This is a genomic window from Roseovarius sp. E0-M6 (assembly GCF_037083845.1).
Classification (GTDB): domain Bacteria; phylum Pseudomonadota; class Alphaproteobacteria; order Rhodobacterales; family Rhodobacteraceae; genus Roseovarius.
In genome coordinates, this window is sequence record NZ_JBAPLA010000007.1 from 177,811 (window position 1) to 201,343 (window position 23,533).

General features: G+C 61.6%; 19 protein-coding genes and 3 pseudogenes. 6 read left to right on the forward strand and 16 right to left on the reverse strand.

Annotated features, from left to right (window positions below; genetic code table 11):
• Positions 1–411: 411 nt before the first annotated feature.
• Both V8359_RS16155 and V8359_RS16160 read right to left on the reverse strand, forming a co-directional pair.
• A complete protein-coding gene (locus V8359_RS16155; protein ID WP_336430101.1) occupies positions 412–954 on the reverse strand; it encodes a dimethylsulfonioproprionate lyase family protein in 543 nt (180 codons plus the stop codon).
• A gap of 161 nt (positions 955–1,115) precedes the next feature.
• On the reverse strand, positions 1,116–1,436 hold the full coding sequence (locus V8359_RS16160) for a hypothetical protein (RefSeq protein ID WP_336430102.1): 321 nt from the start codon (positions 1,434–1,436) through the stop codon (positions 1,116–1,118).
• 323 nt (positions 1,437–1,759) lie between these two features.
• Here V8359_RS16160 and V8359_RS16165 point away from each other — a divergent pair, with 323 nt between their 5' ends.
• Positions 1,760–2,299: a BLUF domain-containing protein gene (locus V8359_RS16165; protein WP_336430103.1), complete on the forward strand. Its 540-nt coding sequence runs from the start codon at positions 1,760–1,762 to the stop codon at positions 2,297–2,299.
• A 176-nt stretch (positions 2,300–2,475) separates the two neighbouring features.
• On the opposite strand, the gene V8359_RS16170 is transcribed toward V8359_RS16165, so the two are convergent.
• From V8359_RS16170 to V8359_RS16180, 3 genes and pseudogenes are all read right to left on the reverse strand, one after another.
• A complete protein-coding gene (locus V8359_RS16170; RefSeq protein WP_336430104.1) occupies positions 2,476–3,351 on the reverse strand; it encodes an SDR family oxidoreductase in 876 nt (291 codons plus the stop codon).
• A gap of 91 nt (positions 3,352–3,442) precedes the next feature.
• Positions 3,443–3,558: pseudogene (locus V8359_RS16175) on the reverse strand (transposase); the annotation flags it as partial.
• A 543-nt stretch (positions 3,559–4,101) separates the two neighbouring features.
• Positions 4,102–7,959, reverse strand: a complete 3,858-nt coding sequence (locus V8359_RS16180) for a Hint domain-containing protein (protein WP_336430105.1) — start codon at positions 7,957–7,959, stop codon at positions 4,102–4,104.
• A 407-nt stretch (positions 7,960–8,366) separates the two neighbouring features.
• On the opposite strand from V8359_RS16180, the pseudogene V8359_RS16185 reads away from it, so the two are divergent.
• From V8359_RS16185 to V8359_RS16195, 3 genes and pseudogenes are all read left to right on the forward strand, one after another.
• Positions 8,367–9,789: pseudogene (locus V8359_RS16185) on the forward strand (IS1182 family transposase).
• 242 nt (positions 9,790–10,031) lie between these two features.
• The gene (locus tag V8359_RS16190) at positions 10,032–12,050 is read left to right on the forward strand and encodes a bifunctional enoyl-CoA hydratase/phosphate acetyltransferase (protein ID WP_336430106.1); all 2,019 of its coding nucleotides are present in this window, start codon (positions 10,032–10,034) and stop codon (positions 12,048–12,050) included.
• Entirely contained in the window at positions 12,047–12,655 is a 609-nt protein-coding gene (locus tag V8359_RS16195; protein WP_336430108.1) for a hypothetical protein, read from the forward strand. The genes V8359_RS16190 and V8359_RS16195 overlap by 4 nt, the downstream gene beginning before the upstream one ends.
• Here V8359_RS16195 and V8359_RS16200 read toward each other — a convergent pair.
• A pseudogene (locus V8359_RS16200) lies at positions 12,615–14,186 on the reverse strand (baseplate megatron protein TIM-barrel domain-containing protein); the annotation flags it as partial. The gene V8359_RS16195 and the pseudogene V8359_RS16200 overlap by 41 nt on opposite strands.
• Positions 14,187–14,470: 284 nt before the next feature.
• Positions 14,471–15,580, reverse strand: coding sequence for a Hint domain-containing protein (locus V8359_RS16205; protein WP_336430109.1), 1,110 nt, complete (start codon positions 15,578–15,580; stop codon positions 14,471–14,473).
• A 397-nt stretch (positions 15,581–15,977) separates the two neighbouring features.
• Between V8359_RS16205 and V8359_RS16210 the strand changes: the two genes are divergently transcribed.
• Positions 15,978–16,871 (forward strand): OmpA family protein, encoded by an 894-nt coding sequence (locus V8359_RS16210; RefSeq protein ID WP_336430110.1) that lies wholly within the window; start codon positions 15,978–15,980, stop codon positions 16,869–16,871.
• Between the two features lie 153 nt (positions 16,872–17,024).
• On the opposite strand, the gene V8359_RS16215 is transcribed toward V8359_RS16210, so the two are convergent.
• The 9 genes from V8359_RS16215 to V8359_RS16255 form a co-directional block, all read right to left on the reverse strand.
• Complete coding sequence (locus V8359_RS16215) at positions 17,025–17,474, reverse strand: NlpC/P60 family protein (RefSeq protein ID WP_336430111.1); 450 nt, start codon at positions 17,472–17,474, stop codon at positions 17,025–17,027.
• A complete protein-coding gene (locus V8359_RS16220; protein WP_336430113.1) occupies positions 17,471–18,352 on the reverse strand; it encodes a DUF2163 domain-containing protein in 882 nt (293 codons plus the stop codon). Before V8359_RS16220 ends, V8359_RS16215 begins: the two co-directional genes overlap by 4 nt.
• Positions 18,353–18,478: 126 nt before the next feature.
• Complete coding sequence (locus V8359_RS16225; RefSeq protein ID WP_336430114.1) at positions 18,479–18,709, reverse strand: hypothetical protein; 231 nt, start codon at positions 18,707–18,709, stop codon at positions 18,479–18,481.
• The gene (locus V8359_RS16230; RefSeq protein WP_336430115.1) at positions 18,702–18,881 is read right to left on the reverse strand and encodes a hypothetical protein; all 180 of its coding nucleotides are present in this window, start codon (positions 18,879–18,881) and stop codon (positions 18,702–18,704) included. Before V8359_RS16230 ends, V8359_RS16225 begins: the two co-directional genes overlap by 8 nt.
• Before the next feature lie 55 nt (positions 18,882–18,936).
• Positions 18,937–19,584 carry a lysozyme gene (locus V8359_RS16235; RefSeq protein WP_336430116.1) on the reverse strand — a complete coding sequence of 216 codons (648 nt, stop codon included), beginning with the start codon at positions 19,582–19,584 and terminating at the stop codon, positions 18,937–18,939.
• A 4-nt stretch (positions 19,585–19,588) separates the two neighbouring features.
• Positions 19,589–19,720 carry a hypothetical protein gene (locus V8359_RS16240; RefSeq protein ID WP_336430117.1) on the reverse strand — a complete coding sequence of 44 codons (132 nt, stop codon included), beginning with the start codon at positions 19,718–19,720 and terminating at the stop codon, positions 19,589–19,591.
• Positions 19,713–20,060: a hypothetical protein gene (locus tag V8359_RS16245; protein ID WP_336430118.1), complete on the reverse strand. Its 348-nt coding sequence runs from the start codon at positions 20,058–20,060 to the stop codon at positions 19,713–19,715. The genes V8359_RS16240 and V8359_RS16245 overlap by 8 nt, the downstream gene beginning before the upstream one ends.
• On the reverse strand, positions 20,057–20,683 hold the full coding sequence (locus tag V8359_RS16250; RefSeq protein WP_336430119.1) for a DUF2460 domain-containing protein: 627 nt from the start codon (positions 20,681–20,683) through the stop codon (positions 20,057–20,059). Before V8359_RS16250 ends, V8359_RS16245 begins: the two co-directional genes overlap by 4 nt.
• Complete coding sequence (locus tag V8359_RS16255; RefSeq protein WP_336430121.1) at positions 20,683–23,148, reverse strand: phage tail tape measure C-terminal domain-containing protein; 2,466 nt, start codon at positions 23,146–23,148, stop codon at positions 20,683–20,685. Before V8359_RS16255 ends, V8359_RS16250 begins: the two co-directional genes overlap by 1 nt.
• 85 nt (positions 23,149–23,233) lie before the next feature.
• On the opposite strand from V8359_RS16255, the gene V8359_RS16260 reads away from it, so the two are divergent.
• The gene (locus V8359_RS16260; protein WP_336430122.1) at positions 23,234–23,515 is read left to right on the forward strand and encodes a type II toxin-antitoxin system RelE/ParE family toxin; all 282 of its coding nucleotides are present in this window, start codon (positions 23,234–23,236) and stop codon (positions 23,513–23,515) included.
• The last annotated feature ends 18 nt before the right edge of the window (positions 23,516–23,533 follow it).

A 23,533-nucleotide genomic window follows, 5' to 3' on the forward strand; every position in this document is an offset into this window, starting at 1 on the left:
TCTGCCAACCATTAGTCGCTGTTTGGCCACAGATGCTCACTACCCTGAAGAAACGAATAATCGTCCCCCGAATCTACATGAACCACGGCTGGGCGATCTTCTTGAGATTTTTGTCCTAGCTTAGCTACAAAGGTTTCGCTGGCGCGATTGGCTGAGTCATGGATTTCGCTTTTGCATAGAGTGATTTTCGCGTCGAATGTGTTTTCATTCATGTGTGTTTTTGCTCAAGAAACACGCCCACTCCTCCATCATCTCCCGTCTCTTGTCCAACATGTCACTACGGCGATAAGCCCGCTCGCGACAGCCGATCTGACATGCCGAGCGCTCGCAGCGCTCCGCCGCCGCAAGTCCGCTTCGAGCCGATTTTGATCTTCGAAAGCCCCACCTAAAGACCACTTATGATTGGCTACCTCAAGCGACGATTTCGGACTTCTCGTAGCTTCCGCCGACCCAGCAGGCGATCATTAATGTTGCGGCATTCCCATTGTGGAGAGCATGTAATTCGTTCGGTTCTGTAAAGACTACTTCGCCGGGTCGGACCCAAACCCGTTCTTTCCCGATCCGCTCGAACCAGAAGCCTCCAGACACAGTGACATACATCTCACGTGGTCCGTGCCTGTGTGTCGGATAATGGGCATGCGCGTTAAGGACCGAAAGCGCCAGCAACGCACCGTTCACGGCGATTGGTCCATCCGAAGTTGCCAGCGGGACCCATCCCCCGATCTTTTCAGTTTTTCCAAGCTCTTGCTCGGAGTAGCCTTCTCCCCAAGCAACCTTATCATACGCATTGATAAATGCGGTGCAGAGCCGGTTCAGCGCAGGATGTCCGCATTGATGGCAGTCAGGCAAGTCGGTATCCGGGCGCTCGTTTTGAACCCGATATGGGATCAGATCGTAGGATTGAGAGAATTGCCTAAAAAACTGTTTGATTTCGCGGTCGTTGAGGCTCTTCATTGCGTTCAATGCAAGCCTATATAGCTCAACCGTCGCGTTCGACACACTGGTAATGGGGCAGACCTCCAAGCTAGGCATGAACTCCTGAGGACAGAAGTATATCGCGCATCTAAACGCAAGCGGCAAGGTCCGCTTCGTCCCGCATTGCCGCCACTCGGAGCTCAAAAATTCTGCGCGAAGCATGAATGACCGGTCTGGGGAAGCTGCGGCGCGGCATCGGTGCTACTGATGGACGGCAGCTCCGGGCCGGTCGTGGCCTCCGCCATAGAAACAGCGGCTTGCATAAATGCTGTGCTCCGGTGCAGATTGATGCCATGTTGGTTAAAGAAATATTCGCCATCGCCGACGTCCGCGTCCCGGTCAAACGCAAAAAGACCCTGGATCCAGGAAAAGTTGACGATATCGCCGAGGATATGCTGGAGAATGGCCAAACCACCCCCATACGCCTGCGCGCCTGGCGTTACACCCACGCAGGCCAGCATGTGCTTTAGCCGGGCGATCTCGGGTTCGAGTATGTGACAGCCATTCAGGATCGGGGAACTATCTGGAAGCGGGAATAGGCGAAGCCCTTTGGCGCCGCCGGACCTCGAAGGGATACGAGCGACCCTTCGCCTGAAACTGAAGGTATAAAGGACGTGAAGGACAACGCTTGCTTGAACTTTGTGCCCTCTGATGGCAATTCAGTTTGCGAACTGCTCCAAGCCGCCAAACAGTTTGGTCTGAGGTTAAGCTTGGACAAAAAGAAGATGCAGGATCCGTGATGCGCTAGCATCCAAACCTGCTAACAAAAAAGAAGGGCAGGCAGATGACAGAAATTATCGGAACCGCATATTGCTCCACACCGGTCGGCTTTTCGTTCAAGACGATCGACGATATACTCAAAGTTTCGCAGGGCAATAATCTGCAAGCTGGCCTTACCGGTGCCCTAGTATATGACAACAATAATTACCTGCAGTGGCTCGAAGGCGACCCACTAACTGTGCGCGCCGTAGTCGAGCGAATTTTTCAGGATGACCGACACACTGACATCAAACTTCTGACGGCCCACAAGCTGAAGGGCCGGTGGTTTCCGGATTGGAATATGACAGCAGCAGTTACGCAAGGTGAGACACTTCGAGGACTCAAGCTTGTTCCTCATCTGTCGCTCGCAGCCTTCAACCCCCAGGATTGGTCCGAAGCAGATGTTGTTTCCTTTATGAGCGCTTTCAGCGACTATCTGAAACAGAGGCCGGCACCAAAATCTGAACTCTTGTCGGAAAATGAATCGCGACGCCCACGCCGCGTCGACCCATTAAGTCATTTTGACCGACGGTTGAGGAGCATCGCCCCGGATGCGCTGAGTTAAAGTTCTTTTTGAACCTCACAAGCTATCTCGATGTCATCGCTTCAAACATCGAAACGGCTCATGTGGACGACTTTGGAACCCTGAGCGCCGGCAATTTTGAATATCGAGACGCGCATTATCCTCACCGGCGGGAAGGAGGTGGCCGCCCTCTTGTGAGGGGCCACACCACGCTGAACTCAACTCAGAAGCCAACCACCATCAACATCCACGGTCGTGCCGGTTACAAAGTCGTTCTTGATCACAAACAAAATCCCCTCTGCCACCTCATTGGCTGTGCCAGCACGAGGGATAAGGTGGTCTTGGGTCATATCGTCATAAAGCGCTTTGCGTTCAGCGCCTTGCGCAGACACCATTGGAGTATCAATGATACCGGGGGAAACCACGTTTATACGAATTCGAGGCGCAACCTCGCGGGCCACCGCGCGCGCCATGGCTTCTACCGCGCTGCCGACAGAGGAAAGCGCGCTCTGCCCGGGTTGGCAATTGCGCGCTGGCGCACCAGACACGAGCGTGATCGAACCGCCGTCAACCACATGGCCGGCACCATGTCTGACGACGTTGGCATACCCCCAAAGCTTGTCAAAGGAAGCCTTGTAGCCGTCCATGTCCATCTTGAGAAAAGGACCGATTGCGCGCTCGCCACCCGTTGCGCAACTCACCAGGATATCGATTGGACCGAGGTCATTTAGCAGAGCCGCGACTGCTGCTTCATCAAGAACATCGCAGGATCGTGTCGTGACATTGGCAGGCAGTTTTCCCGCCTTGGAGGGATCGCGGCTAACCGCTACGACCGTTGCATCGCCATCAGCCAGCATCTGTGTTGTCGCAAGACCAATGCCCGAAGTGCCGCCAAAGATTACAGCTTTCTTGCCTGATACATTCATGTCGAAATCCTTTCGTAAATGAACCCTGGAAGGTGTGCGTCGTTTCAAGTTCCTACTGGAAACCTCTAGCTGACACGTCCAAAGTGGAACGTCTTTTGCGGCACCTTGTTGTTGTTTCGAGGCTGTATCAACATTCTGGGGCAAGTTGAACCAGCTGAAAGCCAGCATGTGCTTTATCCGGGCAATCCCGGGTTCGAGTATCTGACCGCTTTTCAGGAGCGAGAGATCACCTGGGGACCCCGGACATCTCCATTCAGGCGTAGAAGGTGCCTTCCGACATGCCATGCTTGCGGCACAGATCGGCGCACTTCGCACCGGCCTCATGCTCGGTCAGGTGCCGATGATCTGTTCTTCTGTGTATCTCGTTCGCTTCATTGTCCGGTAGTCCGTCCCTTCGGTGGGTCGGACTGTAATTCCAAATGGAAGGAAAATTCCGTGGCAGGTCACTGCCGCAACAAGGGATAGCGGCAGCCAATGAGAACTCTTGATCGTTCACTTAGAGAACAACCTGCGCAGGACACCACGAACCGAGAGGGTTTCGTAGGTTGGGTAGGCGCGTCCAAAGTCTCTATCATCAACCAGTTCGGGAAACTGATGAGGCTTACGCTTTCGACTCATTGTCTCCGAATTCTGTTCCAGATGGCTCCTGCTCAGGTAGGTATCTCGCATCGTTCACTTCCCTCTTGTTACCCAGACAATTTGCGGGGGAACCATGGCGAAAAGCGGCAAAGGCTATGAAAGATCAATGGCAACTTTTGATGAGCTCGAGACAAATTAGAGGACAGAATGCGCAGGCAGCGGACATTGCAAAGTTGGTGCCGTTGGCAACGCCGGGCGGCAAAGGCGAGCTAGACCCGACATTGGTGGCCCGCGCTGCAAACGGGTAGAGGCAGCCAGCATTGTTCAAAAACTGACCTTTCAGGCAAGAAGCACGGTCTCATGTCGCTTCAGAGATCGGCGCGCAGAAAGAAATGCTGAACTTTTCTGATCGTCACGCAAATCAGGAAACAGCGCGAGCAACTCGCTGGATTGTTCCTTATCCATCCCGGTGAGAAGATTTTGGCCCGGGTTGAAGCTCTCACTCCACGCGCCATCAGCCAGAACAACTTCATGTTGATCAAACAGGAAGTGGAGGTAAACTACCTTGTCTGCCAATATCGTCTCGATGCCCGGCAGATAGGTGAGATGCTTTGCCGCCACGAATATTTCAGGATCACCAAAGAAAACCGAAGAAGAGGCCGACATCCACAGCATCTTGTGCTGCGGTGACACCATCATATCCTGCTCCGGGATACCGGCACCAAGGGCACCGCGCTTGATCAGGATCGGTGCGAGATGTGTTCGGCGAACAATCTCTTCGCGCGAGAGAGCCCTGCGACCGACCCAATTGACTGGCTGGTAGCCATGATCACGTGTGACAAGCAGGTCTCCCTCGCAGATATCTCCTGCGGGCACGAGCCCGCGCTTTGTCATGACCAGCGATCCTGGTGTGAAGCATGGAACGGTCGGCCTTTCTGGCTCATACGTTATACCCGTGCCAGTTTCCATGTCGGTCACTTTGAACGCATCAATGTCGTAGTCGCCTTCGAGCGTGACAACGCTGTCTACCTCACCATCTGCATCGGAATCCACATTCAGAATGGCCGAGCCTTCTTCGACACTCAGTTCCTCATCACTGAACCGTGCATTGGTATAGAACAGAAGATCACTTTCCCCAAAGCCTGAAACCTGATCTCCGTCCAGTTCCTCTGGCAGCCCAAAGATGATGTTTTCACCGTTATTGATTTCGAGGTCGTCGTCGCCGGCCCCACCTTGCAGAACACTGCCATCGCCTTCCGATATCAGCGTATCTTCACCATTGCCCGTCGACATGAACGCTGGCGTCGTGCCTGCGTGATAGTTGACACCTGCATTCGTATATACAGCGTCATCTTCAAATCGATCTTGCACCCAGTTGCCGAACCGTTCACCTGCGTCCCGAGCGCCAGTGATATATCCTTCCCCCGCTTCTCTAGGGTTTATTCCAAGTGTAGACCAAACGTTCTCCGGAACGTTTTGTAGGTCTTCCCACCTGTTCGACACAAAATCGAAAATGGTATCTGCTGCGGGGATCAAGTTTTCGAAAGTTGGCCCAATAATATCCCGCGTATCTTCAACAGAGCCTCGGGTTTCGAGCAAATCTTCTAAAGCAAGGCTTTCGAATGGATTCTCCAAACCGTAACGAAGTTCGACAGTCTCTACGGCGGATTCAAATGCAAACTTGGCGATCGCTATTGGTGCTGAAGGAGCCGCAACTGGCAACGACGATAAAAAGCTTGACGCAATATCCACCCTGTAGTCCAGCGTTTGTAAAAATGTATCATAGTCAAAATCGAAATTGGTGATTGGCACATCACCTGTCGTTGACCCCAGAAACGAAAAGCTCTCGTCACTAAATTCCGTGGAGTTTGTGCTTGTGGACAACAGTTGGTAATCGCTGAGCGGTCGGATCTCTGAAGAGCTATTATTCTCCACTGTCCCGATGCTGGTATACAACTCATCCTGGAACCAGTAGCCCGTATGAGCATCCGTGATGAAACCAACCAAGGACCCGGACACCAATCCCTCGAGATCATTATCTGACGTAATCTTATCGAAAATTCCGTATTCAACACGGCCTGAGATGTAAGCATCGCCCGCTAACTGAACCAAGTCTCCGCTTGTGACAAAGTGAACCGAGTCTCGCACGTCGTCATCCGGATCAAAGGCCTGCGCCAAATCTTGATCAATGCCGGGGCTATTGAATGTTGCGATTGTCCCAAGCGATAGATCACTCAGTGTGGGCTCATCTTCAGACTGCAGTCTGGAAGCAATGTATTGGGTTTGTGCGCCACCTTGACTGTGACCACTAATATTCAGCGCTTGGCCCTGCTCGGTATTGCGCGCGATCCAGTCAACAATATCATCCCAGCTCTCATCAACCTGCGACCGCCCAACACCATCAGGCTCAAAATTAGAGGCCCAGTCATCTGCGTTGGATGACCCCCGGATGGCCAGAATTGGCTCTGCCGTCGGAGAGGTCATGCCAACCGCGAAAAGCCCTTCATCAGGACTGCCCTGTGACAGCACTTCGAACTCGTAACCCTGCTCAAGAATATAGGTGCTCTCGGTTCCAGCGCTTCCGAAGGCATGATAATCATTGGGTTGATCCCCCAGACTCTGATAAGCGACCAGCCGTGCCGCGATCTCAAGGTCCTCGGTGCTTGGCTGATAAAGAGAGGGGGGCGTTTCAGGGTCCTCAGGCACTTCTGGGTCGTCGGGGACCACCGGATCTTCTGGATCATCTGGCTGTTCCGGGTCGACGTCGCCGGGACTATCTTCTCCCGCCCCGGGACCTGAGGTGTCATCACCATCATTCGCGCCGGTGCCGATGTCCTGGTCCGCGAAAGGCGAGGCGAGGGTGACAACACCGGAGGATAGCTCATCAGCCACTGCGCTGGAATCTCCGCCATCGTCGCCGTCACCCCATGTGACGACCGAGCCGTCTTCTTTCAGCGCTGCGAAGGCGGTTTCAGTCGAGAAAATCTCCGTCACGCCGCCGGACAGGTCGTCCTCAACCCTGCTGGAATCACCGCCCGTGTCGCCCCACCCCCAAGTCACGACCGAGCCGTCTTCTTTCAGTGCCGCGAACGCGTCTCTAGTCGAGAAAATGTCTGTCACGCCGCCGGACAGCTCGCTGGCGATTGCACTGGAATCCCCGCCATTACTAGCTTGACCCCATGTTGCGACGGAGCCGTCTTCTTTCAGCGCCGCAAAGGCGTTTCCAGTCGAGAACACTTCCGTAATACCGCCGGAAAGCTCGTCCTCAACCGCGCTGGAATCACCGCCCCAAACATCCCTACCCCATGTCACGACCGAGCCGTCTTCTTTCAACGCCGCGAACGCCTGTGTATTCGAGTATATTTCTATGACATCGAAAGACAGATCGCTCGCTACGGCCGTGGAGTCTCCACCGAAGGAAGACGATCCCCACGTCACAACCGAACCGTCCTCGCTTAACGCCGCAAAGGCGCCACGGTTCGAGGTAATATTAGTGACTCCGTCGGATAGGTCGCTCCTCACCGCGCTGGAATCACCGCCCCAATTGCTGCTGCCCCATGTCACGACCGACCCGTCGTCTTTGAGCGCCGCAAAGGCGGTATTCGTCGAGGAAACAGCTGTTACCCCACCAGACAGATTGCCGGCCAACACGCCGTTGAAGCCAGGACCAGCCCCATCGCCGGAATAGCCGCCGAAGGGAGCGAAACCCCACGTCACAAGCGAACCGTCCTCGCTTAACGCCGCAAAGGCCCTCGAAGTCGAAAAAACCTCTATCACGCCGCTGGACAGATTATCCGTCACTTCCCTTGAGTTGCCGAGCCAACCGCCCCATGTTTCTATCGAGCCGTCCTCTTTAAGCGCTGCGAAGGCGCTACCATGCGAGTAAACGACCGCTACGCCACCGGACAGCTCGTCCGCCACAGCGCTGGAGTCTCCCCCGCTAGAGTCGCTGCCCCACGTGACGACCGAGCCGTCCTCTTTCAGCGCTGCAAAAGCGCTGCCAGTCGAGAAAATATCTGCGACGCCACTGGACAAATCGTCCGCCACCGCACTGGAGTCTCCGCCAAACCTGGCATCACCCCAAGTGACGACGGAGCCATCTTCTTTCACAGCCGCGAAAGCACGCCCATTGGGAAATTCACCACCTGCGCCAGTGGACCAAACCGACCCGTCACCGGAGTTCTTTTGTCCTGACATCCTGGCGACTCCCTCTTGGAAATATCGTCTGCGACAAAATTAAATGGCTTTCAGAAGCTAGCCACTCAGATTTGCTTTGGTGAGTCAATCAAAGGCAGCTTCTTCTCTAAACAATCCTGCCAAAGCGCGACGCTTGTTTCCTCTATTGCTTCTTACTCGAGGCTCGCTTGTCCAATCCTCGCCCGCCCAATTGTAGCTCAGGGGGCCTTTATCGCTGGTAGGTCCACCATTTCTACAACAAGAAAGCGTAACTACGTGAACAGGCCTCCCACCCGTCATCAAGACTTCCTCAATGGAAGAGAATTGCCTGACGACTGTCCACTTCGGGCTTATTTTGTTGAAAAACTAGCACTTGATCGAGGGACATCCTGCTGATTCAATTCTCTCGACGAGCGGGAGAATTGACGATGATGGGACCAAGACAGGAAGCTCAGGCGGCGCTGTTCGATGAGTTCTCGCTGGAAGATCAGGTTCCGCAAGACCATCTTCTTCGCTCCATTGATCGGTTCGTCCACCTGAGCAACATCCGTGCCCACCTGACCGAATTTTACAGCCATACCGGCTGGCCGTCGGTCGATCCCGAGCTGCTGATCCGGATGCTGCTGGTCGGATATTGCTTCGGTATCCGGTCCGAGCGGCGACTTTGTGAAGAGGTGCATCTGAACCTCGCGTATCGCTGGTTCTGCCGCCTCGATCTGAACGACCGCGTGCCGGATCATTCGACGTTTTCCAAGAACCGACATGGGCGTTTCCGCAAGAGCGAACTTCTGCGCCACCTGTTCGAGACGACCGTCGCGCGTTGCATCGCGGAAGGTCTGGTCAGCGGTCAACGCATGGCCATCGACGCCAGCCTGATCGAGGCGGATGCCAACAAGCAGAATTCAACCCCGAAGGAAGAATGGGACGCGTCGAGCATCAATCCCGCTGACGCGCCCCGCGCGGTCCGCGAGTATCTCGACACGCTCGACGAGGCCGCGTTTGGCGCGGCCAGCGATGTCCAGCTCAAGTTCACCTCGCATTCCGATCCAGCGAGCCAATGGACGGCGGCACGCAAGGGCCCTGCTTTCTTCAGCTATTCCGACAATTACCTGATCGACACGGATCATGGCGTGATTGTCGATCTGGAAGCCACGAGGTCGATCCGGCAGGCCGAGGTCGGATCGACCAAGACCATGCTGAAGCGGGTGAAGGGAAGGTTCGATCTGCACCCCGAACGCCTGATCGCGGATACGGCTTACGGCACCGGACCGATGCTGGGCTGGCTGGTCGACCGCATGATCGCGCCCCACATCCCGGTTATAGACAAGTCCGGACGCAGCGACGGCACCTGGACACGGGCAGAGTTCGAGTGGGACGCCGATAACGACCAATATATCTGCCCAGAGGGTCACGAGTTGAAGCAGTTCCGACGGAATTATTCCGACCCGAACCGGGGACCGACCGGCAAGGGCACAGCCCGTTACCGCGCATTGAAGGACGTCTGCCAAGCGTGCCCATCCAAAGCCAAATGCTGCCCCAACGCCGAGGCGCGCAAGATCACCCGCGAAGAGCATGAAGACGCCCGCCAGGTCGCCCGCGACATCCACTGCCCGGCAGTGCATGTTTACATGCATGAGAGGGGCCAAGACCCGCCAATACGACGTCTCAATGAAGCTTCGGAAGAAGGTTGAGATGCTCTTCGCGCACCTCAAACGTATCCTCGGCCTGGGCCGCCTCCGATTACGTGGTCCATGCGGCGCAAACGACGAATTCCTCCTCGCCGCCACCGCCCAAAACCTCCGGAAATTGGCCAAGGTCTTTCCCGCACCGCAGCAAACGCGAAAAGTCTGATAGGAAAGGCGCTCGCGCTCCACCAAAGCTTCCCATTTCTGCAATCGCAAACGGGTGTTTTTCCACAAAAGCGGCGGAAAAGGGACTTTCGCCGCGGCGGCAATTTCTTCCTATCAGACGACCTTAACGGAAATTGACAATTGCACCCGGCCGCGACGGATGCGGGTTCTTTCAAACTGTTATTTGCCTGTCATGTAACAGTCCTACGCAGGGAACACGTATGACGAACCAGGCGGGACCCGATGAAAGATTTGAAATCCGAGCGATCCAGCACAGACGACACCTATGCAGGTGATTACCCGCAACGGCCCCTTCGCAAAAAGCTGGCGACGTTGTCGCTTGGTGGCTCTCGTGCATCGATCCAGGCCATGTGGAGTGATTGGGCCGTGCATTTTGCGATGGCGCCCGACCTTCAACTCGACATGGTCAAGTCGGCGACCGAGAGCTGGCTGCAATGGGCGCGCTATGTCTCGGCGGGCTGCCCGGATGACCCGGATCTGAAACCCATTGAACCAGCGGAATCTGACCGTCGGTTTCGTGGTCGCGGGTGGAGCCAACCGCCTTTCGCGGCTATGGCGCAAGGATTTTTGTTGCTTGAAGAGCTTGCAGATCAGGCGGCGCGAAGCGTTCCCGGGCTTGGACAATCTCGACAAGACTCCGTGGCCTTCGTGACGCGGCAGATCCTCGACGCTATGGCACCGTCCAATTCCCCGATCACCAATCCGGACGTTTTGGCCCGAACCTTGGCGACTGGCGGGGCGAACATCCATCACGGCTTGGAACGCGCATTTCGCGACATCAAGGACGGGCCGACCCCCGCCGGAAACAGTCAGGTCGGGGAGGCGGTGGCGACCACGCCGGGCAAGGTTGTGTATCGCAACCATCTGATAGAGCTGATCCAGTATGAACCAACAACCGACACGGTTCATCCAGAACCCATCCTGATCGTGCCAGCCTGGATCATGAAATACTACATCCTCGATCTCAGCCCCGAGAACTCACTCGTGCGCTACCTGACCGAGCAAGGCTTTACCGTGTTCATGATCTCATGGCGCAACCCCAAGGCAGAGGACGCGCATTACGGTATGCAGGATTACCTCGACCTCGGGCCGCGTGCGGCTTTGGACGTGATCGAAAGCCAGTCCGGCGCCAAGAAAGTGCATAGTGCTGGTTACTGCCTCGGCGGCACGCTCTTGTCGATTGCCGCGGCGACCATGGCGCGTGATGGTAATGATCGGTTGGCCAGCATGACATTATTTGCGGCGCAGACGGATTTCAGCGAACCGGGTGAACTCAGCCTCTTTATCAATGAAAGCCAGGTGTCGTTCCTCGAAGACGTGATGCAGGAACAGGGCTATCTGGACGCCAGCCAGATGATGAGCGCCTTTCAGATGCTGCGCTCCAATGATCTGATCTGGTCGCAGATGGTGCGCAAATACCTGTTGGGGGAAGACGATCTTCCGATGAATGACCTCATGGCGTGGAATGCCGACACCACGCGCATGCCCGCGCGCATGCATTCGGAATACCTGCGGCACATGTTCCTCAACAATGACCTTGCTGCGGGGCGCTTTCACGTGGATGGGCACCATGTGTCACTGCGTGATATCCGGCTTCCCGTGTTCGTCGTGGGCACGGAAGGCGCCCTGCATACCGATGAGGTCATGTCCGCCGTTGTGTCCAAGACCGGCGGACTGCGCACCGAGCGCCGGATGAGCCATGTCTACGTCATGGACGTGCCAACCTATCCCAAACCGCTCATCATTACCGATGCCGCGATCAACATCGAGCCTGACCTTGAGACCAAGGCCGACATCATCCAGAACGCCATCGACTTGGCCCGCGCCATCGGCATCGAAGTGCCCAAGGTGGCGATCCTGTCGGCGGTCGAGACCGTCAACCCGCGCATGCAATCCACGATCGAGGCTGCAGCCCTGTGCAAGATGGCGGATCGCGGACAGATCACCGGCGGACTTCTTGACGGACCTCTGGCCTTCGACAATGCGATTTCATTGCGTGCTGTTGCCACCAAAAGCATCGTGTCGCCCGTCGCGGGGCAGGCGGACATACTGCTCGCGCCCGACCTTGAAGCCGGCAACATGATCGCCAAGCAGTTGATGTATCTGGCAGGGGCGGAAGCCGCCGGTGTCGTCCTCGGCGCGCGCGTGCCGATCATCCTGACCAGCCGGGCCGATGACGTGAAAACCCGCACCGCTTCTGCCGCGATTGCCGCCCTGTTTAGCGCGGCCCAACGCCCGTGACCGGATTGCTGACGCTCAACGCCGGGTCGTCATCTTTGAAATTCGGCCTCTACCGCAACACACAGGAGCCTGCATTGCTGGTGGTCGGGCAGGTTGACGGCATTGGCTCTACCTCGCGATTGATCCTTGGGACGGATGACGCCGCGACAGAAACGCCCTGCGATGTGGCCACTCACGGCGCGGCACTTGAATGTATCATCAATGCACTTGGGCCGTATCTTGACGGCATCACGATCACCGGTGTCGGGCATCGTGTGGTTCATGGCGGTCCGGATTTCGCGGAACCGGTGATTGTCACGCCGGGGATCGAGGCCGCACTGACAGATCTGATCCCGCTGGCCCCATTACACCAGCCGCATAACCTGGCTGGCATCGCCGCCGCACGCGGCCTGTTTGCCGACGCTGTTCAGGTGGCGTGTTTCGACACCGCGTTCCATCGCGGGCACCCATGGGTCAACGATACATTCGCGTTGCCCCAAAAGTTCTATGACAACGGCATACGGCGCTACGGATTTCACGGGCTTAGCTATGACTACATAACCAGCGTGATCGAATACGACGAGCCCGATGCCCGAAGTATTCCGACCAGTCGGCGGCGTAGCTGATGTCCGTGCTGGCGCCGAGGATGGCCCGGACGTCGGCCGCCAGATCGCGAAACGCCTGCACGGCCGGATAGCTCGACGCGCCCGAGCGGATCGTCGTCAGCCCGCGCATCTCGGTCCCGATCAGGAAGGCGTCGACCCCGCCCGCCGCCGCGCAGAGATGGACATAGTGCAGCACCATGCGGCGCAGGCCCCAATCGCCCGCCGCGCCGGTCCAGGAGACGGTCTCGCCCGAGACCGCGAAGTCTGATGGGCTGGCGCTGCCGAAGAAAGCCGACACCTGCGCGGCCGCAGCGGCAGTCTTGTCGACGCTGCCGGCATAGCCCACTGCGGGCGAGCAGGTGATCCGGCCGCGCCAGGGGAACGCGGGCTGACCGGTCTCGGCGGCGTTGTCGGAATACGGGTTCGGCAGGCTGTTGCCGGGCGGCACGTCCATCAGGATGAACGGGTAGAACGTCACGCGCAGCCCGCGGGCTTTCATCTCCTTGATCGCCTCGACGATGGCGAAGTCGGCGGGCGTGCCGCCATAGACGGGGCGGTCCTGCTCATCCCGGCTGACGAGGTGTGCCTCGGCACGCGAGACCCCGTTGACACTCCACGTCTGTGGGCTGGTGGTCTTTTTTGACACCTCGACACCCGGCCGGATGGTGCACTCGCCCGCGCGCAGGTCGTTGCCGAACCAGGCGACGACGAGGCTGACGCTCTCCACCTTGGGCGCCATGGCCTGCAGGCGATCCAAGGCCAGCACCATGTCGGCGGTGTCCGAGAGCGCGTTCAGGTTCTCCGGGGTCTGCGCTCCGCCGCTGCCTTTGCGAATGCCTGCCGTGGCGTAGGTGAACTCGCCCGAGGCCGGGATCATCGTAACGGCCTGCGTCAACCCTTCGGCGGTTTCGGGATCGGCGAGCGGGCGGAAGACCTCGAAGGAGAGCTGCGGCAGCCGGTTGCCATAGGTGGAGAGCGCCAGTTCCTCGAAGACCACATAGGCCGTGCCCCGATAGGCGGGTGTGCTGGCCACGCCCATCTTCGCCGCAATGAACGGGTCCGCCGTCTGCGTCTCGTCGCCGGGATACCAGCGCCAGCTGACGCCGGAGAGGTCCATCGGCTTGCCGTCGGCCCAGATGCGCCCGATGCCGGTGATCGGGCCTCCGCAGAGCGCCACGGCAAAGCTGGCGTAGTAGAGATACTCGGTGGTCTTGACCTTGCCGCCCCCGCCACCCTTGCCGCCGCCCTGCGTGGTGGTCTTCGTCTCCTCGCGGAAATCGGTCGCCCAGATGATGTTGCCGCCCATCCGCATCCGGCCGTAGAGCCGCGGGATCACCGCGCCTTCGGTGGCCGAGGTGATGCGCAGCGTGTCGAGCCGCGCGCCCTCGATGCGCTGCGTCGGCGCCAGCGACGAGATGATCCAGCTGTCGACGACCGAGCCGATGGTGGAGCCGATGAAGCCGCCGATCGTCGCGGCGCTGACGCCGAGGATCGCGCCGCCGATGCTGCCGCCAATGGCGGCGCCGGCCGCGCCGAGAACGAGGGTGGCCATTGGACCTCGAGGATGACGATTGAAGGAAAGACGGAAGAAAGGATTGGTCAGACGCGCCCGACGGAAGGCGTTCAGACCCAGGCGAAGCCAGCCTCACCCGCCACGCGCGTCAGGCGAAGGCGATGGCTGCGGGCAGCCACTGCTCGGCCGCCACGAAGGCGTCACTGATCAGTATTCGTTGACGGTGGTCGGATTGGGCGGGAAACGGTCATTCGCTGCAATCGCGAAGGGCTCGTGTAGGGAAGAATAAGCGGTCATTCACCGCGCATAGCCGAGCGTATTGGTTAGGCGCTCAGGCGCAATGCCTGTGCCTCGAACCGCTTCAGCGTATAACGCGAAAGTTCATAATCACAAACTTGCTGTTCAATTTCAGGGAAAAGTGCCACAATTTCGTCCCGCTCGAGCGGCGTAACCGCTTCAAGCGACTGCTGACCGGGGAATAGGCTTTCGACCGGGCTGGCCTCGGCAAAGACGACCTGATGCTGATCGAACATAAAATGCCAATATTCGATGGTCTCACAGGGGATGATGCGGATTGTATCGTCATTCACCAGGTGTTTGGCGGCTACCAGCACCTGTGCCTCACCGAACAGCAATTCAGCCCTAGCGCCCGTGATCAGAACTCGGTGATTTTGCGACACCCAAAGATTGCGGACATTGCCTATCGCTCCGCGCCGGATACGCACCGGCGCATTCGCGCCAACACCAGCTGTTTGGGTGCCGCCGATCCAGCGAATGCGTTGCGGTCCTTCATCCATGGTATTGACCAAGTCGCCCACTTTAAGCGTTTCAATCGCCTGAGGGCCGCCTGGGGTTTCGATCAGAGTGCCCGAGGCGAAACACACAAAGGTGTTCTCAGTAAAGATGTTGAGATCGCTGGAAAATTGTCCATCAGACACCTCTTCGCCCGAGATTACCCCGTCGCCATTCAGATCGATATCTTCATTGGTGGGCACCTCTAATGGCCCATTGGTGGACTCCAGCGTACCCAGAATATCCACACCCGCCACCGCCGCCATTTCACCCAAAACCGGCGCACCGGCGTCGGTTGAGGTCAGCGCGCTTGCATCAAATTCCAGATACCGATCGCCCATAGTCTTGCGCCCGACATCAATATCGGCACCTTCGCCCGGCGGAGCGTTGAATTCATAAAGGGAAACATCGTTGAAATAATCCGAGGCGTTGTCATAAACCGTGATGCCAACAATAACGGAATCGTCAGTTAGGATGCCATCGTCGGTCGCACCTTCAACATGATATACGACGATGTCGTCATATTCGAAAATAGCCGTGCCATCATGAATCATCAACTCGCCCCCACCACTTGCATTGGTGTTGGTTTGGGGGTCACCTATGACACTAAAACCGTTCAACAAAAGCGTTGTATCGGCCATAACTGCTCTTTTCCTGCCTCGAACCCGGTTCTTTTGCCCGTTTTTTCGATTTTGTCTCTCCGCTTACAGCATTAAGGCGGAAATGTGGCCCAAATAGGGCGGGGATTGATGGTGGAGTAGATATTCCGCGCTGCGGGTTTTCAAATGGCCAACAATTGTGCATGACCAGCGAAGGACCGGAATCGCGGGCCGCGATGCAGCGGTGGAAAGGCATGGCCAATGGCGGCTCTGGGCCGATAGGCTTTCCAAGTTGGAGCCAACCCGCTGGAAACCTCGCATCGCACATCGGTCGCCACGCACCGCTTGTCGTCCGGCGCCACCGTCTTTCGTCCTACCAAACGCGGGCTTGACCCATTACTCAATCGTCGTTTTCTCTCCCAGCGTAAGGAGACTTTCCATGCCCCAGATCATTCGTGCTCTCGCATTCGGCCTCGCCGCCGCCCCAGCCGCCGCACAGCAGACCGAGTATAGCGACGCCACCCGTGGGACTGTCGTTCTTCCTCAGGGCGATCGGTCCTTTGCCGATGCGGTGGTTTCACGCACTGTCGGCAGCGGATCGATCAAGACTTCGGCTGCAGACCCCGCCGCCACGCTGGGCGCACCGAATTATTCCGGGGATGTGAATGACGGCAGCTTCTTATCACTCGGTTGCGACGGGAATGTGGTCTTGCAGTTTGCTGACAACGCGCTGGTCGATCTGGAGGGGCCGGACCTATACGTGTTTGAGGTCGGGCCGAAAGTCGAGGGTATGTCGCTCGCCATTTCTACCGATGGCATGGATTGGACAGACATCGGCGCGATTACCGGCGGGCGTGCCGAGGTAGACATCGCAGATGCCGTGCAAGACGGGGCTGATTTCCGCTTTGTGCGTCTTGCCGATGACGGGGAGGACTGCGGCACTTCCTTTGCCGGGGCGGACGTCGATGCCGTCGCGGCCATCGGTTCCGCCTTGCGTTTCACGCTGGATGGGGCTGTGCTCTTTGCCCATGACAGCAGCGACCTCATGCCTGATGCCAAGGCCGCGCTCGACGACCTGGCCGCGCAGATCGCCGACGCCAATCTCTATGCCTTCCGCGTTGTCGGCCATACCGATGCCACCGGCAGCGATGCCTACAATCTGACACTGTCGCAGGAGCGTGCCGCGGCTGTGCGGGACTATTTCGCCAGCATGGACATCTTAACCAACGTGTCGATTTCGTCCGAAGGTCGGGGCGAATCCAATCCGCTGGCCAGCAACGAGACAGAAGAAGGTCGCGAACAGAACCGCCGCGTGGAAATCATTGGGCGCTGATACGGCGTTGTGATGCCGTTTCGACGGCGCTTGAGGGCGACCATGAAGAATCTTGGAACGTAGAGGCTCACGTCCGCAATGCGGATACTGCCTCGCAGGATTCATTTAGCCTCCCAATGACCGAAATGGGCCGAGACTTCCCGGCTTTTCCGTTCAGCCTTCGGCTTCCTGACGCTGCGGGAACAGGAAGGCGAAGGCGATGCGCCGCCGCCAGGATTGCGTGAGCGGTTCCTCGATCACGCCGAGCCGCTCGTAGGCGTGGAGGAAAATGTCGGGCCCGGTGACGATCCCGACATGCTTGGCGATGGCACGCGGCATCATGCGGAACAGCACCAGCGCGCCGGGACCAGCCACCGTCGGTTTCACCTCGATCATCATGGCGCGCGCGCCTTCGGCCAGCAGCTCGCACGGCCCGGTCTCGCCCCAATCGCGGCGATAGGGCGGGATCGGGAACGGCTCGGGGCCGACGACCTCGCGCCAGACGCCCCGCGCCAGCCCGAGGCAGTCGCAGCCGACGCCGCGCAGGCTCGCCTGGTCGTGGTACGGCGTGCCGAGCCAGGCCCGCGCGATGGCGATGACACTGTCTGGGTCGGCCGGCGTCACATCACGCCCCCGTCGTGCCCGCCCTTCGTCGCGTATCGGAGGACGGCGTCCTGGCCGGGGATGTGCGGGAAGCCGCGAAAGTTGGCGATGTTCGCGAACTTGGCCCCGCAGGTCTCCATGCGCTTGTCGCAGCCCGCACGAATGGTGAAGGCGTCGCCCTCGGCGATGGACCGCACCGGCGCTTCGAGCAGCGTCAGCACCGCGATGCCATCAGTGACGTCATGGCCCAGCACCTCGGTGCGCCGCCCGGCGTTCGCGCCGCTCGTCCAGTCCACGGTGCCGAAGGTGAACCAGCCGGACGTGAAGCCGCCCAGCCCCGAAGCGGTGAAGGCACGGTCACGCAGGAGATCGATGACGGCACCCGCGCCCTTGAAGGCTGGATCCTCCAGATCGACGCCGCAGCGCGCGTCCCCGAGCGCGGCGTCGCAGGTCGCCTGGAAGGTCCGCCCGACCGTCTGGCCGAGCAAATGGGCGAGCGAGCGGACCTCTGCGACGAAGGCCAGGCGCCCGCGCCGGATCTGGCCGATGGCGCCACGGCGCATCAGCACGCGCTGGCCCGTGTCGGCCCAATTCACCCGCCAGACCTCGACCTCGGCGTTGTCCCAGCGTCCGTCAAGGATGTCGGTCTCGGTGATGCGGTCCGAGGTCAGCATGCCTTCGGCGTCCTGCGCATCGACGGACAGGTCCGAACCAGAACGGACCTCGGAGGCCGTCAGCCCGCTCTCGGGTTCGAAGTCCGTCCCATCGAAAGCGAGTGTCCGGTCGTGATCGGTGAAGCCGAAGGTGACGCCGTCGGCCCGGGTGATCCGCCAGCACCAGGCGAGCGTGGTCGTGCCCTCGTCGAGATGGGCCTGCAGCGCGGGCGAGAGGGATTTCATCGGCAGGTTCCCGTCATGCGGTCGTCGAGATCGGCGATCCAGTCCGCCCATGCGGGCGGCACGGCGGCGACGGTCTCGGCCGCTGGGCGGGCCAGCCGCGCCTCCGCGTAAGCCATGCAGCCAGCGTCACCAGCGCCCGTCGTTGCGGCGCAGCCGCTCAGCAGGATCGCCAGCGCCGCGCCCGTCGCGAACCGCATCTCGCCCGCGCTCGACGCGCTCGCTCTTGTCTTCCATCGCATCGCGTTCCGCCTCCTGTTTGCCCACGCGCTCCCCTTCCGCGCGGCCCCAGAGCCGGCCGAAGACCACACCCCCGACCGCGCCGAGCGCCGCGACCAGCCAGATCAGAAGGTCAGCCATCGCCACGGAACCCGCGCTCGATCCGGTCGCGCAGGCCGATCAGGCCGAGCCCCAGGAACATCAGCCCCGCGGGCGAGGCATCGCCGGAGCCGGCAAGCAGCGCGACGAGGCGGGACAGTTCCCCAAGCGGCCCGGTGGCGGGCAGCGCGAGGGAGGCGATGCCGGTGAGCATGGCGAGAAGTCCCGCCCACCAGGTCATGGAGTTGGGTCGGACGTAGCGCATGGGATCAGGCCCTCCGGATCAGGGTGGAGAAGAAGGCGGCCAACCGGGCGAGCCAGCCGCTCGGCGCGTGAGGGGTGACAGGGACAGCGGGCCTGGCGGGTTGCAGGAGCGCCAGAGCTTCGCTCTCCGCCAGCCGCCGGACAGGCCGCGAGAAGTCCACGCGGCCCGCAGGATCTGCGGACCAGACCGGGATCGGCCCGCCTGGATAGCGGCCATGGCGGAACAGATCGCGCTCCACTTCGCGCCGGGGGATGATCTCGGCGGGCCGCCGCCAGTTGAGGAAGGCCCGCGCCGCGGCCTCGCGGTCGCCGTCGTTCAGGTGGCGGGTCAGCGCAGCGCGAGCGATGCCGCCGGTATTGTAGTGGAAGCTGACCAGCGCATCGAACTCGTGCGGCGCCAGCGGGACCGTCACCGCGGCCAGAACCTCGGCCTCGTAGGTCGCGAGGTCAGCGCGGAAGACGCGGAATGCCTCGCCGATGCCCTCATCGAGATCGGCGGGCATGCCGCTGGGCATCTCCGCGGGATCGGGCGGCCCGGCCGCGGCCGTGTGACCGATGCCGAAGGTCCAGGTGCCGGTGGAATCGCGGTAAGGCGCGGGCACGACTCCTTCGTGCCCGGCCAGGGCCAGCAGGCCCCGCTCGGTCATCTGCATGGGATTACTCCAGAAACGAGAGGATCAGGATGAGGGCTGCGACCATCAGGCCGATACGCAGGCGATGGACGAACATCTCGCGAGGGTCGTCGGTCAGGCGTCGCAGGCCACGCAGAACACGAACGAGCTCAGTCATCGCTGCCCTCGCGCGCCTTGCGCAGTCGCGCCAGAACCAGCTCGATCACGGCGGGCCCGAAAACGCCGACGAGATAGGCGGCCGAGCCTGCCGCTCCCCCGGCCGGGATGGCCTCGGGCGGCAGGCCGAGCCAGGCGGCGATCACGGCCATGGAGAGGCTGCCCATCCCGGCCGCGATCAGCCCGCCGAGCAGGATGTGGCGCAGCGCATCGCGCAGGCGCATCTTCGTGGTCAGCGCGTTCGTGGCCCCGCCGAGTGCGCCCCAGGCGGCGAGGATCACGGCGGTCGAGGCCGCGAGCTCGCGCAGCACCGCGGCAATGAAGTTGCCGGAATCGTTCATCGCCGGATCTCCAGTAGCGGAATGGAGGTGATCGAGCCGAGCCGCTCGAGGTCGAGCGTCACGTCGAGCACGTCGGTGTCGAAGCGGACCGGCACGTCGAAATCGAAGCCCGCGGTGATCGCGACATCCGCGCCCGGCGCGCCGCTGAAGGTGACGGCGCCAGTGGCGGTGTCGACCGACCAGCCAGACGGTTGCTCCACCCCGCTGAGCGCGATGCGCACGGTTCCGATCACCGGCTTGGCGATGGCGCGCGTCCAGGATTGCGCGCCGGAGGCGTATTGCTTCACCAACTGGAAGGCGGTCGTCGTGCCGTCGCCGGTGCCGATCGCCTGGTCGGTGGGCGATGCCGTGCCCGAGGGCAGGCAGGACTTGTGGTCGCCCCAGTCCTTGAACCGGAAGCCATGGAGGCGGCCGTTGCGCGCCTCGAAGAAGGCGACGACGGCGGCCAGATCGTCGGCGCGCCGGATGCCATAGGCGACGTCGTAGCGGCGGCGGCTGTTCGCCCAGCTGGCGTTGCGCTCCTCGTCACCCGAGGCGAGTTCGACGATCTGCGTGCGCCGCTCCGGCCCGCCCCGCGCGCCGCGGCTGATATCGTCCGGAAACCGGACCTCGTGAAACGCCATCACATGCCTCTCCGGCCCATGGCCACCGCGCGCGAAATGTCGGCGGCGACCTGTGTGCGGGATTGCCGGAAGCTTTCGGCGTCGCGGGTCTGGATCGAGATGTTGACGACCGGGGCGGGTTCGTGGTCGCGGCGCGGGGCGTCATAGTCGCGGGTCTCCCGGCGCGAGAGCACTCGCTCGCCGCGCTGCAGGATCGCCGGCACCTCGTCATGCCGAAGCCCGAGCGTGCCGCCGGAATGCATCCGCGTGGCTGCCGCGAAAGCCGCGGCCGGAGCCATGCGCCCGGGTCCCGGTGCGCCGACCATGCCGCCGGCATGCAAGACGCTGGCGAAGAGCCCGCCGGCGCCCCCGAGCGCATTGCCGAGGGCACCTGCGATCGGCCCCAGGATGAAGCGCCGGGCGGCGATCTGCGCGAGATCGGCGATCAGCGAGGTGACGAGGTCGCGAACCTTCAGCTTGCCGGTCTTCACGAACTCGCCCACGGCATTCTCGGCCGACCGGAACGCGCCGACGAGGCTCTGGCCGATGTCGCCGCCGATGTCGCGGGCCTTGCTGGCGTAGTCCGACAGCGCGGCTGTGACCGCCTGCCAGCCGGTGACGGCCCGCTCGGTGCTGGGCGCGGCGGCGGAGGCGGCCGCGCCGGCCTCGGTGGCCGCCTGTCCGGCGGCGCCGAGGGCATCCTCGAAGCGGTCGGCCGAGTCCTTGGCCGCCTCCAGCGCCGCCGCGCCGTCCGTGCCCGCGCCCGCAACTGCGTCCTTCAGCGCCTGCCAGGCGGTCATCGGGCGCGCGGCGGCCTCCGTCAGCATGCCGGCCGCCTCGGTATAGCCCGCGGCACGGCCGCGCGCGTCGGCGGCCATCCCGCCGAAGAGGTCCGGCGCGTCAACGTAGGTGCGGCCCATGGCGGCGCGGAAGGCCTCTCCCGCGGCATCGCCGACCGCCGACGCGGCGCCGGCGAAGGGGTTCTCGACCCCGCCCAGCTCGACCGGGTCCAGCCTGCCAATGGAGAGGCCGCCCTCGCCGGTGGCCCAGTCCGGAAGGTTGGACAGCGCCGCGTTCAGCCGGGTGATGAAGCGGTTGATCCGCGCCACGACGCCGTTGATCATCGACTCGACGCCGTCGATCAGGGCATTGGCGGCCTGGAAGGCGAAATCCCCGATGGCCTCGGGCAGCGCACCCCAGGTCGCCTTCACCGCCTCAAACGCTCCGGAGAAGGTCGCGACGGTGCTGTTGCCCCAGCCGACTACGGCCTCCGTCGCGCCTTGGAGGCCCTCGAGGATCGTCGCCTGCGCCGCGGCCCAGCCGGCCTCCACCCGCGCCCAGGCGGCGCCGGCGCGCAGCGCGATCCGGTCCCAGGCCTCCGCCGCCGCGTCCTTCAGCAGACCGAGCGCCTCGCCGATGCCGCCCGTCGCCGCCACGAGGCGGGTGAACTGGTAGATCAGCTCCCCCGCGCCGACGATGAGCGCGCCGATGCCGGTGCGGATCAGCGCGCCGCGCAGGACCACCAGCGCCGTGGCCAGCCCGCGGACCGAGAGCGCAGCGGCGGCTAGCCCCGCCACCCAGCGCCCGGCGAGGAACCCCGCGAAGGCCGCCGCCGTGCTGGCCACCCGCCCGACATTGTCGATCAGCAGGACGAGCGCGTCCGAGATGCCGGTGAAGACGCGCTGGATCGGGCCGCCCACTTCGCCGAGCCGGGCCAGCCCTTCGGCCGCGCCCTGCAGCGCCGGTGCCGCCGCGACGGCCAGCTGGTTCGACAGGCCCCGCCAGAGAAGCCCCAGACGCGAGATCGCGTCGTTCGTCTCCTCGATCCGGTCGGCGTCCGCGTCGCTGACCAGCACGCCGAAGCGGCGCAGCTCGTCGTTGGCCTGGCGCAGCTGTGCCGGGTCGAGCCGCTGGAAGGCCACGAAGGCGCGGTCGCCGAAGAGCTGCGAGAAGAGCGCCGCCTGCTCGGAGGCCGCCGCATTCTGCCGGATCGCCTCGGTGACCCGCGCGATGCGCTGGTCGAGCGGCAGCGCCAGCAGCTCCGCCGCGTTGAGCCCCAGCCGCCGGATCGCGTCGGCCGCGGGCCCGCTGCCGTCGGCGGCGAAGAGCGACAGGCGCCGGGTCAGCCGCGCCGAGCCGGCCTCGAGCTCGCGGAAGGAATTGCCCGACAGGTCCGCCGCGCGGGCGAGCACCTGCACGCTCGCGGTGGTGGTGGCGAGCGACTGCGCGAGCTTGGCCTGCGCGTCGACGGTCTGCAGCCCCGAGCGGATCAGCGCCGCGCCGGCCGCCGCAGCCGCCGCGCCGACGACCCGGGCGATCCGCGTTGCCTGCCGCGCGAAGCGGGCGAGCCGGCGGTTGGCCGCCTCCATCTCGCGCGAGAGGCGCCGGAACCCCTGCTGCCCGGCCTCGCCCACACCGCGCAGCGCATCCTTGACCTGCCGCCCGCCCGTCGCCGACAGGCGGACGGAGACGCGTTTTTCGGCCATGTGACTGCCTCCGGTATCAGCAGGATCGGTAAGACGGGCGCCGCGCGCCCCTTGCAGAATGTATCACGGCGTGATACATGCCCCCATGATCGTCAGCACGAAGGGCAAGCGCGCGGCGAACGCGGTGGAAGGCCGGTTCGGCAAGGGCTTCCCGGCCGATCTGGTCAAGCGGACGCGTGCGATGCTCTCGGCGCTCGACGCCGCCGTGGTCCTCGAGGATCTCCGGTTTCCGCCGGGCAACCATCTCGAGGAGCTCAAGGGCGACCGGGCCGGGCAGCATTCCGTCCGGATCAACGACCAGTGGCGCATCTGCTTCGTGTGGACCGATCGGGGACCGGCCGACGTCGAGATCGTCGACTACCATTGAACGGGCATCGAAAGGACG